This window comes from Mycobacterium sp. ENV421, from assembly GCF_002887815.1.
Taxonomy (GTDB): Bacteria; Actinomycetota; Actinomycetes; order Mycobacteriales; family Mycobacteriaceae; genus Mycobacterium.
This window is the reverse complement of record NZ_PDHO01000017.1, coordinates 1-18410: the sequence shown is the minus strand read 5'-3', so window position 1 is coordinate 18410 and position 18410 is coordinate 1. Positions and strand designations below refer to the sequence as shown.

The 18410-nt window shown below is 67.9% G+C and carries 17 protein-coding genes; 8 read left to right on the top strand and 9 right to left on the bottom strand.

Translation table 11 applies throughout. The features are described from left to right. Window positions 1–32 precede the first annotated feature (32 nt). Complete coding sequence (locus CRM90_RS19230; protein ID WP_102808544.1) at window positions 33–515, top strand: gamma-glutamylcyclotransferase family protein; 483 nt, start codon at window positions 33–35, stop codon at window positions 513–515. Here the strand turns inward: CRM90_RS19230 and galE are convergent. From galE to CRM90_RS19215, 3 genes are read right to left on the bottom strand one after another with little or no spacing between them, the layout of a single operon-like run. Beyond that, entirely contained in the window at window positions 512–1465 is a 954-nt protein-coding gene (gene galE, locus CRM90_RS19225; RefSeq protein ID WP_102808543.1) for a UDP-glucose 4-epimerase GalE, read from the bottom strand. The two genes, CRM90_RS19230 and galE, sit on opposite strands and share 4 nt — an antisense overlap. Continuing rightward, window positions 1465–2634, bottom strand: a complete 1170-nt coding sequence (locus tag CRM90_RS19220) for an amidohydrolase (protein WP_102808542.1) — start codon at window positions 2632–2634, stop codon at window positions 1465–1467. The genes galE and CRM90_RS19220 overlap by 1 nt, the downstream gene beginning before the upstream one ends. Then, window positions 2631–3818: a M20 family metallopeptidase gene (locus CRM90_RS19215; RefSeq protein ID WP_102808541.1), complete on the bottom strand. Its 1188-nt coding sequence runs from the start codon at window positions 3816–3818 to the stop codon at window positions 2631–2633. The genes CRM90_RS19220 and CRM90_RS19215 overlap by 4 nt, the downstream gene beginning before the upstream one ends. 37 nt (window positions 3819–3855) lie before the next feature. Between CRM90_RS19215 and CRM90_RS19210 the strand changes: the two genes are divergently transcribed. Continuing rightward, window positions 3856–4641, top strand: a complete 786-nt coding sequence (locus CRM90_RS19210; RefSeq protein ID WP_233209397.1) for a purine-nucleoside phosphorylase — start codon at window positions 3856–3858, stop codon at window positions 4639–4641. On the opposite strand, the gene CRM90_RS19205 is transcribed toward CRM90_RS19210, so the two are convergent. After that, complete coding sequence (locus tag CRM90_RS19205; protein WP_102808540.1) at window positions 4560–5672, bottom strand: AbrB family transcriptional regulator; 1113 nt, start codon at window positions 5670–5672, stop codon at window positions 4560–4562. The two genes, CRM90_RS19210 and CRM90_RS19205, sit on opposite strands and share 82 nt — an antisense overlap. A gap of 87 nt (window positions 5673–5759) precedes the next feature. Here CRM90_RS19205 and CRM90_RS19200 point away from each other — a divergent pair, with 87 nt between their 5' ends. Next, window positions 5760–6191, top strand: a complete 432-nt coding sequence (locus CRM90_RS19200) for a MarR family winged helix-turn-helix transcriptional regulator (protein WP_102808539.1) — start codon at window positions 5760–5762, stop codon at window positions 6189–6191. Then, window positions 6188–7780, top strand: coding sequence for a phospho-sugar mutase (locus CRM90_RS19195; protein WP_102808538.1), 1593 nt, complete (start codon window positions 6188–6190; stop codon window positions 7778–7780). Before CRM90_RS19200 ends, CRM90_RS19195 begins: the two co-directional genes overlap by 4 nt. Here the strand turns inward: CRM90_RS19195 and upp are convergent, their stop codons facing one another. Further along, entirely contained in the window at window positions 7781–8404 is a 624-nt protein-coding gene (gene upp, locus CRM90_RS19190) for a uracil phosphoribosyltransferase (RefSeq protein WP_102808537.1), read from the bottom strand. A 21-nt stretch (window positions 8405–8425) separates the two neighbouring features. Next, window positions 8426–8998, bottom strand: coding sequence for a YdcF family protein (locus tag CRM90_RS19185; RefSeq protein WP_102808536.1), 573 nt, complete (start codon window positions 8996–8998; stop codon window positions 8426–8428). Window positions 8999–9042: 44 nt separating this feature from the next. On the opposite strand from CRM90_RS19185, the gene satS reads away from it, so the two are divergent. After that, window positions 9043–10293, top strand: coding sequence for a protein export chaperone SatS (gene satS / locus CRM90_RS19180; RefSeq protein WP_102808535.1), 1251 nt, complete (start codon window positions 9043–9045; stop codon window positions 10291–10293). On the opposite strand, the gene CRM90_RS19175 is transcribed toward satS, so the two are convergent. Beyond that, complete coding sequence (locus tag CRM90_RS19175; protein WP_102808534.1) at window positions 10294–11754, bottom strand: PE-PPE domain-containing protein; 1461 nt, start codon at window positions 11752–11754, stop codon at window positions 10294–10296. Between the two features lie 260 nt (window positions 11755–12014). Here CRM90_RS19175 and CRM90_RS19170 point away from each other — a divergent pair, with 260 nt between their 5' ends. From CRM90_RS19170 to CRM90_RS19160, 3 genes are all read left to right on the top strand, one after another. Continuing rightward, on the top strand, window positions 12015–12617 hold the full coding sequence (locus tag CRM90_RS19170) for a class I SAM-dependent methyltransferase (RefSeq protein WP_102808533.1): 603 nt from the start codon (window positions 12015–12017) through the stop codon (window positions 12615–12617). 78 nt (window positions 12618–12695) lie between these two features. Next, entirely contained in the window at window positions 12696–13541 is an 846-nt protein-coding gene (locus CRM90_RS19165) for a phytanoyl-CoA dioxygenase family protein (RefSeq protein WP_142391401.1), read from the top strand. Next, complete coding sequence (locus CRM90_RS19160; RefSeq protein WP_102808531.1) at window positions 13538–14539, top strand: Gfo/Idh/MocA family oxidoreductase; 1002 nt, start codon at window positions 13538–13540, stop codon at window positions 14537–14539. The genes CRM90_RS19165 and CRM90_RS19160 overlap by 4 nt, the downstream gene beginning before the upstream one ends. On the opposite strand, the gene CRM90_RS19155 is transcribed toward CRM90_RS19160, so the two are convergent. Together CRM90_RS19155 and CRM90_RS19150 are read right to left on the bottom strand one after the other, a co-directional pair. Then, a complete protein-coding gene (locus tag CRM90_RS19155) occupies window positions 14536–17691 on the bottom strand; it encodes an MMPL/RND family transporter (protein ID WP_102808530.1) in 3156 nt (1051 codons plus the stop codon). The two genes, CRM90_RS19160 and CRM90_RS19155, sit on opposite strands and share 4 nt — an antisense overlap. Before the next feature lie 168 nt (window positions 17692–17859). Further along, a partial coding sequence (locus CRM90_RS19150) for an amidohydrolase family protein (protein ID WP_502693293.1) occupies window positions 17860–18410 on the bottom strand: 551 nt, incomplete at its 5' end.

Here is an 18410-nt window from a genome sequence, read left to right as displayed (position 1 = left end):
CTCCCGGCGAGCGGACGCTCTAGGCTTTCCCCGTGCCGCTCTACGCCGCTTACGGATCCAACATGCATCCCGAGCAGATGCTGGAGCGTGCGCCGCACTCGCCGATGGCCGGAACCGGCTGGCTGCACGGCTGGCGGCTGACCTTCGCCGGGGAGGACATCGGCTGGGAGGGCGCGCTGGCGACCCTGGTCGAGGACCCCGACTCCAAGGTGTTCGTGGTGCTCTACGACATGACCCCGGCCGACGAGGCGAACCTGGACCGCTGGGAAGGCTCCGAGCTCGGCTTCCACAAGAAGATCAGATGTCGCATCGAATGCGAATCGACGGACACCACAACCGATCCCGTGCTCGCCTGGCTCTACGTGCTGGACGCCTGGGAGGGCGGGCTACCGTCGGCGCGCTACATCGGTGTGATGGCCGACGCCGCCGAGATCGCCGGCGCGCCGGACGAGTACGTCCACGACCTGCGCACCCGGCCCGCGAGCAACGTCGGCCCGGGGCATGGCAGCGGCTAGCCCCGCACGAAGTCCCAAGCGTCGGAAACGATCTCGTCGATCGACGAGTGTTGCGGCTTCCAGCCGAGTTCGGTGATGGCCTTCTCACTGGAGGCGATCAGCACGGCCGGGTCGCCGGGCCTGCGCTCGACATCACGCGCCGCTATCGAGACGCCGGTTACCCGCTCACAGCTGGCGATCACCTCGCGGACCGAGAAGCCGGTGCCGTTGCCCAGGTTGTAGATCTGATGTTCGCCGGGCTTCGAGTTCTGCAGCGCCAGCAGGTGCGCGTCGGCCAGATCGCGAACATGGATGTAGTCGCGAATGCAGGTGCCATCCGGCGTCGGCCAGTCGTTGCCGAACACCAGGATCTCCTGGCGCTGCCCGGTGGCGACCTGCAGCACCAGTGGAATCAGGTGCGACTCGACCGGGTGGCGCTCACCCAGTCCGGCGTACGCCCCGGCGATGTTGAAGTAACGCAGGCTGGTCGCAGCCAGCCCGTGCGCGATGGCGTACGACGTGATCGCATGGTCGATAGCCAGCTTCGTGGCGCCGTAGGCACTGGTCGGCTTGGTCGCCGCGTCCTCGGTGATCGGCACCGACTCGGGCTCGCCGTAGGTGGCCGCCGTCGAGGAGAACACCAACCGCGGCACACCGGCAAGGCGGATCGCCTCCAGCAAGTGCAGCGTCTTGATGACATTGCCGTCCCAGTACCGCTCCGGCGCCTCGACCGACTCGCCCACCATGATTTTCGCGGCGAAGTGCAGAACGCCGTCAAACGATCCGTCGCCGAGCAGTTCCGGTGCGACATCGACCATGTCGGCCTCGACGAACCGCGCGCCGGACGGCACCGCGTCGGCGTTGCCCGTCGACAGGTCGTCGACGACGACGACCTCGTGCCCCTGCTCAACCAGCACCTGGGCACATACGCTGCCGACGTAGCCCGCGCCGCCAGTGACCAAAAGCTTCATCAATACCCCGCGGACTGCTCGACGATGTTGACCAGAACTCGAACCCCTACTGCAAGTGCCCGCTCGTCGAGGTCGAACGTCGGCTGATGCAGGTCCAGCTGCGGTCCGCGCCCGCTCCACACCCCGAGCCGTGCCATCGCGCCGGGCACCTCCTCCAGATACCAGGAGAAGTCCTCGCCGCCGCCGGACTGACGGGTGTCGGCGAGCGCGTCGGGAGCCACCGCCTCGATGGCGTGCGTCATGATCTGGGTCGAGCGCTCTTCGTTGACCACCGGCGGCACGCCGCGATGGTAATGCAGCGTGTGCTCGATGCCCAGCGGAGCCAACAGTCCCGAAACGATCTCCTGCACAAGGCTTTCCATGCCGACCCAGGTCTCGCGGCTGGCAGTCCGCACCGTGCCCGCGAGCGATCCGGACTGCGGGATCGCGTTGGCCGCGACACCGGCATTGGCCGCACCCCAGACCATGACGGTCGAATGCCGCGGATCGACGCGCCGGGACAGCACCCCGGGCAGCCCGGTGATCAGCGTGCCCATCCCGTAGACCAGATCCGAGGTCAGGTGCGGCCGCGACGTGTGGCCGCCCGGCGACGTCAGGGTGATCTCGATCGAGTCCGCCGCCGACGTGATCGGTCCCGGGATGACCGCGACGCGGCCCACGGCGAGGCGGGGATCGCAGTGCAGCGCGAAGATTCGCGAAACGCCCACCAGCGCACCGGCGGCGATCGCGTCGATCGCGCCGCCCGGCATCAGCTCCTCGGCGGCCTGGAAGATCAGTCGGACACCTACCGGCAGTTCGGGCACCGACGCCAGCGCGGTCGCGGCGCCGATCAGCATCGCGGTGTGCGCGTCGTGCCCGCACGCGTGCGCGATGTTCGGCATGGTCGAGCTGTACGGCGCGCCGGTCCGCTCGGCCATCGGCAGCGCGTCCATATCCGCGCGCAACGCGATCCGCGGCGCATGCTCGGGCCCGAAGTCGCAGGTCAGTCCGGTCCCGCCGGGCAGCACCTTGGGGTTGAGCCCGGCCTCGACCAGCCGGTCGGCGACGAACTGCGTGGTGGCGAACTCCTGGCGACCGAGTTCGGGGTACCGGTGGATGTGGCGGCGCCACTGCACCAGATCGTCGAAATGGCTGGCCAACCAGGACTCGGTCGTATCCGCGATACTCATGCCCGCCCCCCCCGACGATCCCGCAGCTCCAGCACCCGATCGCGCTCGGCAGTCGTCTGCGCCAACCGAACGACGCTGCGCGCCAACATGATTGCACCCTCGGTGACGGCACGGTCACCGCTGGGGCCCGCCGCGGCGACGGTGAAGCCCGGCTGGTGGATCACCGCGCCGCCGGATTCGATGCCGACCACCGGGTGGATGCCCGGAAGCAGCTGCGTCACATTGCCCATGTCGGTGCTCCCCAGCGGCATGGCGGCCTCCACCTCGGCGGGCACCGGTGTGCGACCCATCGTGATCATCTCGTCGCGGAACACCTCGGCCAGCCAGCGATCCGGGGTCAGCTCGGCGTACGGCGGCGCGGCTTCGGCAATCTCGTGTTCGCATCCGGTCGCGACCGCACCCGCCGCGAAGCAGCCGCGCATCTTGGCCTCCAATTCCTGCAGCGATTCGGTGACGGGAGCCCGCATCGTGTACTGCAACCGGGCCCGGCCGGGGATGATGTTCGTGGCCGACCCGCCCTCGGTGACGATGCCATGGGTGAGCTGACCGGGCGCCATCTGCTGGCGCAGCAAGCCGATCGCCACCTGCGCGACGGTCACCGCGTCGGCGGCGTTGACGCCCAGATGCGGCGCGACGGCCGCGTGCGACTCCCGGCCGGTGTAGGTGACAATCACCTCGGAGAGCGCCAGCGAGCGCGCCGCGGCGATATCGATCGGCCCCGGATGCAACATGACGGCCGCGGCGACGTCGTCGAACACCCCGGCCTCGATCAGCAGGGCCTTGCCCCCGCCGGACTCCTCGGCGGGGGTGCCGATCAGGGCGACGGTGAGCCCGAGTTCGTCGGCCACCTCGGCCAGCGCCAGGGCGGTGCCGACCGCGGACGCCGCGATGATGTTGTGTCCACACGCGTGGCCGATGCCGGGCAGCGCGTCGTACTCGGCGCAGATCCCGATCACCAGTGGTCCCGACCCGAAATCGGCGCGGAACGCGGTGTCCAATCCGCCCGCCGCCGGGGTGATCTCGAACCCGCGCTCGGCCACCAGCGCCTGCGCCTTGGCGCAGCTGCGGTGCTCGTCGAAGGCGAGTTCGGGCTCGGCGTGGATGGCGTGCGAGAGCGCGATCAAATCGCCACCACGAGCCGCGACCACGTCTTCGACGCGGGTCGACGCTGTGGCTGTGGGCATCAACGCAGTATCGCATTCACGACTAGGCTCGCTGGCTGTGAGTCCAGACGCCGAGCATGCCGCAGCGGTGATCGCCGAGCACAGCGGCGTACCCCGGCACGACGTCGCCGTGGTCCTCGGATCGGGGTGGGCGCCGGCGGCCGCGGCGCTGGGGACGCCCGTCGCCGAGATCCCGATGTCGACGATCCCCGGCTTCACGCCGCCGTCGGCGCTGGGCCATCGCGGCCGGGTGCTGTCGGTGCCGGTCGGTTCGCACAATGTGCTGGTGCTGCTGGGCCGCATCCACGCCTACGAGGGTCATGACCTGCGCACGATCGTCCATCCCGTGCGGACCGCACGGGCGGCGGGCGCCCAGGTCGTGGTGTTGACCAACGCCGCGGGCGGCCTGCGACCCGAGTATCAGGTCGGCCAGCCGGTGCTGATCGCCGACCATCTGAACCTCACCGCCCGCTCACCGCTGGTCGGGGCGCAGTTCGTCGACCTGGTGGACGCATACTCCCCGCGGCTGCGCGCACTGGCGCGCGGGGTCGACCCGAGCCTGGCCGAGGGCGTGTACGCCGGGGTGCCCGGTCCGCACTACGAGACGCCGGCCGAGATCCGGATGCTCCGGACGCTGGGCGCCGACCTGGTCGGGATGTCGACGGTGCACGAGACCATCGCCGCACGGGCCGCAGGCGCCGAGGTGCTGGGGTTGTCGCTGGTGACGAACCTGGCCGCCGGGATGACCGGCGAGCCGCTCAGTCACGACGAGGTTCTGGCCGCCGGCCGAGCGTCGGCCACCGCGATGGGCTCGCTGCTGGCGTCGGTGCTGGCGCGCCTGTAGGCCAGCCGCACGAATCCGCGGGCCAGCATCGGTGCGGCGAACAACATCAGCAAGACCCGCAGCACCTGCGCGGCGATGATGAACGTGACGTTGGAGCCGGTCTCCACCGCGGTGGCCAATACGGCGTAGATACCGCCCGGGCTGGTGGCCAGATAGCCGTCGAGCAGGCTGCCGCCGCTGATCGTGGACAGTGCCACGCCGAGGCCCGCGGTGGCGACATTGAGCAGCACGATCAATCCGAGCGCGGTGGGCAGCAGGCGTTCGATCGCCCGCAGCGATTCGCGGGTGAACGCCACCCCGGCCTGCCAGCCGATCAGCATGTAGGACACCGACACCAGCACCGCCGGTACGGCCAGCCCGAAGGACACCCCACTGAGTTCGGCCACGATCGTCACCGCCATCGGACCGAGCAGCCCCGACCCGGGCAGCCGGGCCAACCGGCCCGCCAGCGCTCCGACGACCACCAGAGCGAGGATCATCCCCAGGCTGAGATACCAAGGTGCTGAATGGGATTGGCTGTCCTGCGCGGCGTTGGCGGAGCGCTCGGCGTGATAGACGAGGGTGACGACGACGGGCATCGACGCGGTGATCACCGCGACGCGCAGATACTGGACGACGGCGACGACACGATCGTCGCCGCCGAGTTCGCGCGCGATCGCCACAAGTCCCGACGCTCCCCCGGCGACCAGGGCCAGCGCGCCGGTCAGAGCGCTGATGTCACGGTGCAGGCCGAGCAGTGCGCCGGCGCCGATGCTGAGAAGCAACGTGATCACGCCGACCCCGAGGACCGCAGGCCAGTTCGGCCCAAGGGCCGACAGCGCGTCGGAATGCACCATGGTGCCGATGTAGACCCCGAGCACACCCTGGGCGGCCAGGCCCGCGCGGCGCGGCACGCTCGTGGGCGCCAACCGGGCGATCGCCAGCACGATGCCGACCAGCAGGGCGGCGAACAGCGCGGCGGACGGCACACCGAAGCGGTCCAATGGCACGGTGACCCCGATCGTGACGATCACCAGCAACATCCACCGCATAATGACAAGTATGCCCTTGCATATTGTCGGATGCCACCAGCGTTTCACGCGATATCACTCACTAATTAGCAAGGTATAACTTGTAATATGACCGTAAGCATCGCACCGTCGGAAGCAGCCACCGAGCTGCGGGAGGCCATGATGGCGCTGGCCCGTCAGCTTCGCAGGCATCGCCCCGACAACGGGCTGACGCTCAGCCAGCTCGAGCTTCTCGGCGACGTGAGCCGCGCGGGGGTGACCACGCCTGCCGAAATCGCCGCCCGCCTGCAGGTTCGGGTGCAGTCACTGACCGACAGCATCAACGAGCTCGAGTCGCGCGGACTGCTGTCCCGCCGTCCGGACGACGCCGACCGCCGCCGACAGCTCGTCGAGCTCACCGGGGACGGATTGGAGCTGCTGTCGCGCGACCGGGCCCAGCGCGACGCGTGGCTGCAGGACATGATGCGTAGCCAGCTCTCCGAGCTGGAGTTCAATCTGTTGATGCTCACCGCACCGGTCCTGCGCAAGCTCGCCTCGTGACTGAAGAGGACTGGATCGCCCACGATCCCGATCCGGTCACGGCCGCCGAGCTGGCCGCCCTGGATCCCGGCGAACGCGCCGCCCGGTTCGCCCGGCCGCTGACGTTCGGCACCGCGGGTCTGCGCGGCCCGGTGCGCGGCGGCCCGGACTCGATGAACCTCGCCGTCGTGGTGCGCGCCACCTGGGCGGTGAGCCGCGTGCTGACCGAGCGCGGCTTCAGCGGTTGCACGGTCGTGGTGGGCCGAGACGCCCGGCACGGGTCGGCGCAGTTCGCCAGCGCTGCCGCGGAAGTGTTTGCCGCTCACGGATTTTCGGTGATCACGTGGGAGCATCCGGTGCCGACGCCGGTCGTCGCGTTCGCGGTCCGGCACAGTGGCGCTGCCGCCGGGGTTCAGATCACGGCCTCACACAATCCGCGGACCGACAACGGCTACAAGGTCTACTTCGAGGGCGGGCTGCAGATCGTCTCCCCCGTCGACCGGGAGATCGAAGCGGCGATCACCACAGCACCGGCGGCCGACGAGATCCCGCGGCGGCCCGTGCCCCCTGCCGGCGACACGCTGGTCGACGCGTACGTAGCCCGTGCAGCAACCGTGCGACGGGGCACCAGCGGCAATCCACGAGTGGCGCTGACGGCCATGCACGGCGTCGGCGGCGAGCTCGCCCTGCAGGCCCTGCATGCGGCCGGGTTCGACGATGTGCACACGGTGGCAAGCCAATTCGCCCCGGATCCGGACTTTCCCACGGTCGCCTTCCCCAACCCCGAGGAACCGGGCGCGGCGGACGCGCTACTGCAGCTGGCGGATCATATCGGCGCCGACATCGCCATCGCGCTGGATCCCGATGCCGACCGTTGCGCCGTCGGCATCCCCGCTCCCGACGGGTGGCGCATGCTGTCCGGCGACGAAACGGGTTGGCTGCTGGGCGATTACATCCTATCGACCCTTGCCGCCGCGGATGCCGCGACCAGTGTGGTGGCCAGCAGCGTGGTGTCGTCTGCACTGCTCGGCAAGATCGCCGCCGAATACGGCGCCCGGCACGTCGTGACGCTGACCGGGTTCAAATGGCTTGCCCGTGCCGACGCCGGGCTGACCGGGTGCAGCCTGGTCTACGCCTACGAGGAAGCCATCGGTCATTGCGTCGACCCGGCTGCGGTGCGGGATAAGGACGGCATCGGTGCCGCGGTGCTGGCCTGCGATCTGGTGGCACACGTTGCCGCTCAGGGCATGTCGATCACCGATGCCCTCGACCGGCTGGCCCGGCGTCACGGCGTACACACCACCGCAGCCCTGTCGCGGCGGGTGGCCGACGCCGACGAGGCGGCAGCGATGATGAATCGCCTGCGCCGAGACCCGCCCGCCGAACTCGCGGGCTTTGCGGTCGCAGCCACGGCGGACGGCGACGCGGTGTTCCTCACCGGCGGCGATCAGCAGACCACGGTGCGGGTGGTGGTCCGCCCCTCGGGGACCGAGCCGAAAGTCAAGTGCTACACCGAAGTCGGCGAAGCCGTCGGCGCCGATCTGGCCGCGGCCCGTGGGCGCGCGGCCGCCGTGCAGCAGCAGCTGCTGGCGAGCGCTCGCAGCTGGTAGTCAGCGCGGGCCGAACTGGCGGTCACCGGCATCGCCGAGACCGGGAACGATGTAGGCGACGTCGTTGAGGCCGTCGTCGATGGTCGCGGTGAACAGCCGCGCCGATGGCGCGACTTTCGCCACCGCCGCAATGCCTTCCGGCGCGCACACCACGCACACCAGGGTGACGTCACGCGCGCCGCGCTGGTGCAGCAGTCCGATGGTGTGCGCCATCGAGCCACCGGTCGCCAGCATCGGGTCGAGCACCATGACCGGTTGGGCGCTCAGGTCGTCCGGCAGCGACTCAAGGTACGGCGTCGGCTGATGCGTCGTCTCGTTTCGGGCCACCCCGACGAAACCCACCTTCGCTTCGGGGATCAGCGCGTGCGCCTGGTCGACCATCCCCAGCCCGGCCCGCAGCACCGGCACCAGCAGCGGCGGGGAGGCCAGCCGTGAGCCGGACGTTTCGGCGACGGGAGTGCGGACGGCGATCTCGGCGCACGCCGCATCGCGGGTGGCCTCGTAGACCAGCATGTGGGTCAGGTCGCGCAGCGCGGAGCGGAAAGCCGCGTTGTCGGTGCGCTCATCACGCAGGGTGGTCAGCCGTGCTCTGGCCAGCGGGTGATCGATGACGCAGACATCCATGCGCAGAGACTGTATGAGGTCTCAGGCCGAATCGCAGCCAACACCGAACGCCTTGACCAACGCGCCGTACTGGTAGGCGTACACGGTCGCCCATTGCCACGGTGTGAAGTCATAGGACCGCGGCACCGGACGCATGATCACGTCGCCGTGGAAGCACTGATGAAAAACGTAGCGGGCGCGCACCATGTGGTAGTTCCACGACACCACGATCACGTGGCTCCAGTTGTGTTGCTCGGCAAGCCGAGCCACATACATTGCCTCGCCGCGAGTGGTGAACGGGTCGGGGATGAAACACAGAACGGTGATGCTGCCGGTACTGGCCGCACACGCCTGCCGGAAGTCGGACAGCACGGCCGGCCGGTCCGAGTAGGCGTTGGACAGCAGCACCGTGCTGGAGTAACCCTGCCTGGCCAGATTCAGGCCGTACTCCCAGCGGCCGTCGTCGTCGCCGCCGAGTACGACGATCGCGTCGGCTTTGGATAGCGGGTCCGCGTGTGGGCGAGTGAACAAGAAGTACCCCGTGACGGCCAGGATGCCGGCGACAGACACCCCGACCGTCGCCATAATCGCCAGTGCGCGGCGCACCCTCCCCACGGGGGGCAGGCTACCCGCCAGCAAGCGTCGTTAGGCTGTGCGGCATGGCTGAGCTCGTTCCGGTGCGCGTGGGCGTGACCGCTGGTGACCTGTACACGCTGTGGGCGCCCCGCTGGCGCGACGGCGGTGACGAGTGGGAGGCGTTCCTCGGCAAGGACGACGACCTGTTCGCCTTCGAGTCAGTGGCGGACCTGGCCGCGTTCGTGCGCACGAACACCGACAACGACCTCACCGATCACCCCGCGTGGGAGGACCTGACCCAGGCCAACGCCCATAGGCTCACGCCGGTGCCGGACCGCGAAGTCGACCTCGTGGTCGTCGAGGAGCTGTTGGCGGAGAAGCCCACCGAAGAATCGGTGACCGCACTGGCCAACACGATGGCCGTCGTGTCCTCGATCGGTTCGGTGTGTGAGCTGCCCGCCGTGACGCGGTTCTTCAACGGCAACCCCAACCTCGGCTTGCTCTCGGGCGGCTACGAGCAGTTCAGCGGCAAGCCGGGGCTCAAGCGCTGGCGCGTCGTCGGTGACATCGTCGCCCGCGGCTGGGACAGCGTGCTCTCAGCGATCGACGAGGTCATCACCGTGCCCGAGGTCGACGAGCGGGCCGTCAAGCTGGCCGCCGACGAGCTCGAGGAGCCCTACGAGGAGGAGATCGACGAGTCGGCCGAAGATTCCGACGACGACGCCGACGCGGTCGCGGAGGAGACCGACGAGCGGGCACCGCAGGACGGCGTCGTGCTCGGCAGCCAGGAGAACTTCTGGGCCGAGGTCGGCATCGACCCGGTGCGCATCCAGGCCAGCTCGGGCACGTTCTACACGCTGCGCTGCTACTTCGATGACCGGCCGATCTTCCTGGGTCGCAACGGCCGAATCAGCGTCTTCACCTCCGAGCGTGCGCTGGCCCGCTACCTCGCCGACGAGCACGACCATGACCTGTCGGACTTGACCACCTACGACGACATCCGGACCGCGGCCACCGACGGTTCGCTCCGGGTCGACGTCACCGAGGACAACATCTACGTGCTGACCGGGCTGTCGGACGACATCGCCGACGGCCCCGACGCGATAGACCACGACCAGCTGGAGCTCGCGGTCGAGTTGGTGCGCGACGTCGGCGAGTACTCCGAGGAGGACACCGTCGACACGCTGCTGGCCGAAGACCGGCTGCTGGGCAAGCTCGTCGACTACGTGCTTGATCCCGAGGAGAACTCCCGGCCTGCCGGCCCGTACACGGCCGCGGTCAAGGAGTGGGACGAGATCGAGCGCTTCGTCGAGTCGCGGCTGCGCCGCGAGTAGCTAGCTGCTGGAGCCGGCGCTCGCCTTCGCGCGCTTGGAGCCGCCGACTCCGTTGTTGTGCGTGGACTGCGACGACTGCGAGGACGTCGAGGATTTGGTCGTCGACTTCGACGACGACGTGTCCTTGGACGACGTGGCCTTACCTCCGGCCGCGGCTGCGGTCTTCGTCCCCGTCGTGGTGTGCGGCTTGACGCCCGCCGTCGCTTTCTTCACGGCCGGTTCCGAGGCGGCCACGGCGGTCGTCTCAGTGCTTGCCGCCGCACTCGACGAATCCGAGGTGGTATCCGGGGCGGTGTAGGTGACGTCGGGACCGCCGACTCCGTAGGGCCCGGGCCGGGTCGTGCCGAACGGGCGCTTGCCGGTGAGGTCCTGGATGCCGTTGTCCCAGCCGGTGGGGATCGAGACCAGCAGATTGCGGGCGAATTTCACCGGGTTCGGGAAGTACGTGACGTTCCATGACGTCGGCACGCCCGGGCTGGTGGTGCGGTCATACGAGGACTCGATGATCACCCGCAGCGGAGCGTCCAGCGTGTCGGCGAACGCGTGGCCCAGCGGCCCGAGCTTCTCCAGCGGCATCAGCAGCGGAAGCACCGGGGTGGAGATCAGGTAGTAGTGCGTGTCGCCGTACTGGCCCTGATCGATCACGCCCGGATCGGTGAGCGTGGTGTTGTCGTAGGTGCCGCCGAGATGCAGATAGTCGACGCCCATCATCGCGTTGGCGACGGCCAGCAGGTTCAGCGGGTTGACCGGGAAGTCCGACCAGCCGTCGTACTGCGCGGCGATGTCGGTCGTGTCGTACTGGGTGTCGGTCGGGGTCGATCCGTTGAACGTCGACCCGCCGAACGGCAAGCCCACCGGGATCGTGACGCCTTCGGGCCCGCGGGCGAGGAATCCACCGTTCGGGCGGTTGCCGTTGGCGGTCAGCACGAAGCTGACGTCGGGGCCCTCACCGGGTGCGTATTCGGCTGCCAACGCCCGCTTCTCGAGAGTCGAGATCGTCGAGCTCTGCGAGAAGCCGTAGACGACGAAGGTGTCGCCCGGAGCCGGCGCGACGGACCCCACCTGGTCGTTGTAACTGCACGATGACGTCGCCTTGATGCAGTTGTCGAGATTCTGCCTGCCCAGCGCCACCGACTGATCGAACGTCAGCGTGCCGTTGTTGGGCGTCGACTGTTCCGGGGTGATGACGGCGACCGTGTTGTACGGACTGCCGGGGACGCCGGTGCCCAGCGTCGATGCGGGAGCGACGTAGTTGCCGATCGCGCCGGCCAGGTAGTCCTGGACGAACTGATCGGAGTCCTCGTCCGGCGACAACGAGTGCCCGGTTCCGCCCATCACGAGAACCGTTGCGCCGCTTGCGAGAAGCTTGAGGGCCGCTGTCGATGTCGACAGCAGAACCAAGGACAAGAATGCTGCCAGGGTGGCCGCCGCCACCGCCGCGCTGCGAGCCGCTAGTCGCATACGGGTCACTCCCCTTGTTTTTTCGCCCACGCCCCCCGACCAGGCCTGCAAGACTCTATCAGCAAACGCCATATTGGGCACCCGGCTCCTGGCGTGCGCAACGCCGACATGGGCATCAGCGTGCGCACCTGCGGAATTTGACCGCCCGATAATTTACTTCGGCGTCGGTTCGCCCGCAAACCACATCCGGGCACCGTGCAGTGGGGTGCTAACCTTCGGAAAACCTGTCACGGCACGACAACAGTTGGGGTGAACATCCAGTGAGCCGCGTCCACATCCCGAAGTTGGGGATCATCGCCGCACTGCGGCAGAAGACCGACTACAAGCGATGGGCCGACACGCGGAACCTCTACTCGGACTGGGAACCCCGTACAAAGCGGGCCGCCGAACTGATTCCGGCAGGCAGTCGGGTGATCGAATTCGGTGCGGGCACCCGAACTCTCGAGAAGCACCTGGATCCGTCGTGCACCTACACGCCGTCCGATCTCGTCGATCGGGGCCCGGGAACGCTGGTGTGCGATCTGAACGAACGCCCACTGCCCAACTTGGGCAAGGACACCTACGACGTCGCGGTGATCATGGGGGTCCTGGAGTATCTGCGCGACGTGCCGTCGGTGCTCGACTGGCTGTCGGCTTTCGTGCCGCGGGTCGTGATTTCCTACGGCTGCCCGGACAGCAATGACCAGTTCCGTCGCACCAAGCTCGGAGCGGTCGACCGGATCAGCCGCGGCTGGCTGAACAGCTACCTGGAAGAAGACATCCGCACGCTGTTCCGGGACCGCGGCTACATCAGCGTGCACGAGGAGAACTGGGCAAACGTCGACGGATACCAGCACCGGCTGTTCGTCTTCGCCACGCAGTAGCGGCGGCCCGACCCCTCGCAGCCAGCGCCGATACCCTGTAGCGTGGGGGCGCGGATTTCGCTGAGGGAGGTATCACTGGTGACGTCGACACGGACTGTGACGGACCTGCTGGCAAACGAGGGCATCGCCGATGTCACCGGACTGTGGCCCGTCGAGATGGTCGAGGACTGGAATCGTCGCCTCGATCCGATCTTTGCTGGAACCGACGGTGAGCGACGGTCGTACGCGAGTGCCGACGCCCTGGCCGAAACCGGGATCTTCGCCGAACTGTTCAGCGAGCCGGCGCGTCAGCTGATCGCCGGGATCCACCCGTCGGCCCTGCTGTACCACTGCCACAGCTATGAGATCGCCGCCAACCAGGGCCGGCCGCACATCCACCGGGACAAACCGCTGGGCTGGCACCGTGACACCGAGACGATTCGGTCCTATACCCCCGACTTCCCGTCTTTCATCAGCATTTTCATCCTGCTGTCGCCGGTCGGTGCCGACGACGGCGCGTTCGAGTTCTATCCGCACCGCCCCAACAACGGCATGCGCGCCGGCGGTGACGCGGTACAGCTGGTCGGCCCGATCGGCACCGCCGCGATGTGGAACCGCTCCTACTTCCATCGCGCGTCGCCGAACCGCGGTTCGGTGCGCCGCCGCGTGCTGAAGATCTCGTTCCAGCCCGCCGGCCTGCCGAACGACCGGATCGGGCTGCCCGAGTTCACCGACGCCCGTGCGTACCTGAGCGATCCAGCACTGCTGGCCCTGATCGACGAGAACCGGGTGGGCAGCACCACCCCGCTGACCGACCGCGGTGAGATCCCGGCCGGCACCCCGCTGCCGCCGACGACGCGCAACGAGCTGTCCCGAGCCCAGGCGGCCTACATTCGCGCTCAGACCGTCGGTTTCCGTGCACTGGCCGCCGCGGGCGTTGTGTGACGCAGCCCAGTAGCCGGCTGCGGGCGCTGGTCGTCGGTTCCGGATACCGCGTTCGTAACGCTTTCCTTCCGGCGTTGAGCCTGCTCGACTCCCACATCGAGGTCGTCGGGGTCCACTCCCGCACCTACGCGAACGCGTCCCGCGCGGCCGAACGCTGGGGCGTGCCGGCTATCGACGATCCCCGGACGTTGCGCCCCGGCGACATCGACCTCGCGCTGGTGTCGGTGACGGTGACCAACAACGTCGCCGTGCTGAAGTCGTTGGCCCACCTGGCTCCCGGTGCCGCATTGGTCATCGACACGCCCGGCGTCGGGCGTCTCGACGATCTCGCCCGGCTCGGCCAGTTCCGCCGGTGGTCACCGATCCGGGTCGGTGAAGACTTCATGAACATGCCGCAGTACCGACTGGTCGGCGAGGCGATCCGGTCGGGTGCACTCGGCGAGGTGAGCCGAGTCGCCATGTCGCAGATGGGTTATCGCTATCACGCGTTGGCATTGGTCCGGTCATGGCTGGGACTGCTGCCGCCGACGTCGGCCCGAAGCCGGCGCGTCCCGGGCGGCGTGGACATCGAGTACCGATTCCGCGGCGGAAAGGTCGGCGAGGTCCACGAGCCGTACCGGCAGTCCGAGGGGTCGTTCTCCGTCACCGGCAGCACGACCACGCTGACCGGCGACCCGATGGGCCACCCGATCCCAGATCCCAAGGGCGCCAGCCTCCGTCGCGTCGAGGACGACAACGGCATCTCCGGGTTCGCCATCGATGGGCTGGAAAAGCCGCTGCACATCGACCTTCCGTACCAGGCGGCGCTGCGCGAGATGAAGCTCGAGGACGACTCGGAGTTCAACCTGCTGCGCATAGACGGTCTCGCTCAGGTGATTTCGTCGCTGTGGACCGATGACCCGGTGAACACCCGGTATCGGCTCGAAGATGCGGTCGCGGACAACCTGGTGAGTTGGTCGGCGCGGTTCATGCCCTGGGTGCCCACCCCGCGGTTCTAGTCGTCCCGCGTCGCTCCGCCTTCCGCCTCCCAGGCGGATTCACCTTCGGTGTCGTCGAAATCCTGGACGTCCGTCTCGTCGTGGTCGAGCACCGCGACAGGGGCGGTCGCCGCCGCACTCGCGGCGGCACGCTTGGCGGCTTCGAACTTGATGCGCGGCGGTTTGGCCGGCCACCAGTTGGCGTCACCGACCAGCACGGCGGCGGCCGGCACCGTGAGCGTGCGCACCAGGAAGGTGTCCAGCAGCAGCCCGACGCCGATCACGAAGCCGATCTGCGCGGCGGTGAGCACGCTGCTGACGGTGAGCGCCATCATCGATGCCGCGAAGATCAGGCCCGCCGAGGTGATGACGCCGCCGGTTGCGCCGACAGTGCGGATGACCGCCGAGCGCACACCGTATTTCGCCTCGTCACGGATGCGGGATATCAACAGCAGGTTGTAGTCGGCGCCGACCGCGACAAGCACCATGAACGCGATTCCCGGTACGCCCCAAGCCAATTCCTGTCCGAGGATGAACTGGAACAGCACCACCCCGATGCCCAGCGCCGCGCCGTAGGACAGCACCACCGAGAGCACCAGGTACAGGGGCGCGACGATCGCGCGCAGCAGCATCACGAGAATGAGGAAGACCACGATCAGGGTCATGCAGAGGATGTAGACGAAGTCGGAGTCGTAGAAGTCCCGGATGTTGGCGTTGATCGAGGAGAAGCCCACCATCGAGATCTCGGAACCGGCGAGCTGCGTGTTCGGCGTGGCCGCGTTCGCGGTGTTGACGATCAGCTTGGTCTGATCCATCGCCTCGGTGCTGAACGGGTTGAGCGCCGTCTGGACCAGGTAGCGCGCCGAGTGACCGTCCTCGGAGACGAACAATTTGGCGGCCTTCTTGAACTCGTCCATCGTCAACACCTGCGGCGGGATGTAGAACCCCGACATCGGCGGGTCGGCCGCCTCCCGCTTCATCGCCAGCAGGAACGACGACGCCTGGTCCAGCCCCTGCCCCAGATTGCGGGTCTGGTCGACGAGGGTCTGAACACCCACTGCGAGTTGACGGCTCGAGTCGGCGAGCGTGTTGACGCCGGTGACCGCGTCGTTGAGTTTCTTCTCCACCCCGCCGGGTTGGCCGACGCCGAGTGAGCGCGCGGCGGAGGTCACCTTCTTGACGTTCTGGCTGAGGTCGTGGACGGCCTGGTCGAGCTGTTGCGATCCGTCGGTCTTGGAGAGTTCTCGCGCGAATTCCTCGATGGACTTGACGGCCGGGGTGTTGGCGACGTCGACGATCTTCTGCAGATCCGACCGAGAGTTGACACAGGCGGGATCCGCGTCGCACACCGGAGAAACGTTGAGCGCGTTGAGCATCGGCGCAGCCCAATCGCCGATGCCGGTGACCCGCAGAATGGTCAGGCCCAACGAGTCGCCCAGCGAGCGCATGCTGGTCACCAACGACGCGGTCTTGTCGATCTGGTCCAGCGTCTTGGCCCCGCCGTACTTCTGCGACATGGCGTCCAGCGCGCTGGTCAACCCGCGAACGCTGGCGATCGATCCCACCACCTGGGTACGGATCTGACCGAGAACGTCGGCCATCTTGCCGGCACCGCCGGAGAGCAGATTGAGGTTGTCGTCGTTAGTGTGGATCAGGTTGGACGCGTCGCCGAGCTTGGTGCCGACTTCACCGGCCTGGTAGGTGGTCTTGGCCTGCTCGAGCACCTCCCCGGTCGGACGGGTGATTCCGCGCACCAGATCGATGTCCGGCAGCTGCGCGATGCGCGCGGCCATCTGCTCCATGTCGGCCAGTGCCTTGGGAGTGCGCAGATCGTTCGGCGACTGGATGAACAGGAACTGCTGCAGCGTGCTGCTGATCGGGAAGTGTTTGTCCATCACCTCGTAGGCGCGGTTGCTCGCGGAGTCCTGCGGCAGGTTCTTGCGGTCGTCGTAGTTGAACCTCATCAGCGATGTGGTGGCGGCCAGCGCCCCCAGGATGACCACGCTGGTCGCCAGCAACGCGACGGGCCGGCGGACGACCATCACACCGGAGCGGCGCCAGAAGCGGCCGGTGATGTCGCGCCGCTGTTTGATCCATCCCCGCCGACCGGCCAGCACGATGAACGCCGGGAGCAGGGTGATCGAGGCCAGGAAGCCCACCACGATCGTCACGGTCAGCGCGGGCCCGACGGTGGAGAAGATGGCCAGTTTGGTGAACGACATCCCGAGGAACGTCAGCGCCACGGTGCCCGCCGAGCCGGCGATCACCTCGCCGATGGACACCAGGGCTTCGACCAGGGCGTCGTCGGAGGCCATCCCGGTCTTGGTGAGTTCCTGATACCGGCTGTACAGGAAGACGCCGTAGTCGATGCCGGCACCCATGATCATGCCGACCATCAACATCATGGTCTGTGGGCCCAGGCCGAGCCCCAGTTCGCCGAGGCCGGCCACGACCTGCTGAGCGACCACCAGGGATATGCCGATGGTGATCAGCGGCATCAGCATCGCGATCAGGCTGCGATACACCAACAGCAGAATCGAGAACACCAAGCCCACCGTGGCGACTTCGATCATGTGCTGGTCGCGGGCGCCGATGACGTTCATGTCCTCGATGGTCGCGCCGCCGCCCACCACGTTGACCTGCAGCGACGAGCCCTTCGCCGCCTCCTGGACGGCGTTGATGACGTGGCGATACGACTCCTGGCCATCCGGGGTGCCCATGGTTCCGGTCATGCTGACCGGCAGGTTCCAGGCCTTGCCGTCCTTGCTGGTCATCACCTCTTTCAGCTCAGGGGTGCGCACGAAATCCTGGAGTGACGAGACGTTCTTGGTGTCGTCCTTGAGCGTGTCGACGATCCGCCGGTAGGCGTCCTCGTCGGCCGGGGTCAGCCCGTTGTCGTTGCTGAGGATGATCGCGGCGAAATTGCCCGCGTCGGCTTCATGGAAGGCGTCCTGCATCTTCTTGACGGAGAGCAGCACCGGCGCGTCTTTGGGCAGGAAATCCGGCGGGTTGCGGGCCGCGACGACAGCCAGCGGGGTGATGAGGGCCAGCAGAGCGCCGGCCAGCACGAGCCAAGCAGCGATCACGAGCAGAGGGTGGCGAACGATCACCCGACCCAAGCCCGTGAGGAGCTTATGTGGTGACACGCCCCTCAAAACGGCGCGCTTGGACATCACACCAAGTTACATCGCACTGGTAGGCGCAGACGTATCACGAGGTGGCGGCGCAATTCGTGGCGGATGCCGGTCCGCAAATCGGATCGTACGCCCGCCGAGCTGCCGGCGCGCGGTGGGAGCGCTGTGAAGCCGGGGCGGAGCAAACAAAAAGGGTGGGACTGCGCCTCAGCCGATCAGGACCGCGTAGCGCGGTTTGATCACCTCGTCGATGATGGCCAGCCGCTCGTCGAAGTGGATGAACGCCGATTTCATCGCATTGATGGTGAACCGCTCCAGATCGCTCCACCCGTAGCCGAACGCATCGACCAGGCGCGCCATCTCCTGGCTCATCGTGGTATCGCTCATCAGGCGGTTGTCGGTGTTGACGGTGACCCGAAACCGCAGCCGTGCGAGCAGGTCGAAGGGATGGCTGGCAATGCTCGCCACCGCGCCGGTCTGGACGTTGGAACTCGGGCACAGTTCGAGCGGTATGCGCTTGTCACGCAGGATCGCGGCCAGCGGTCCCAGCCGCGCCGTACCGTCGGGCGCCACCTCGATGTCGTCGACGATGCGCACACCGTGGCCCAGCCGGTCGGCCCCACAGTAGGCCAGCGCCTCGTGGATGGACGGCAGGCCGAACGCCTCGCCGGCGTGAATCGTGAAGCGCGCGTTGTTACTCCGCCCCTCTTTGCCAGGCTGGTTGTGAGTCAGTTCGCGACCAGTTCTAGGAGGGTGTG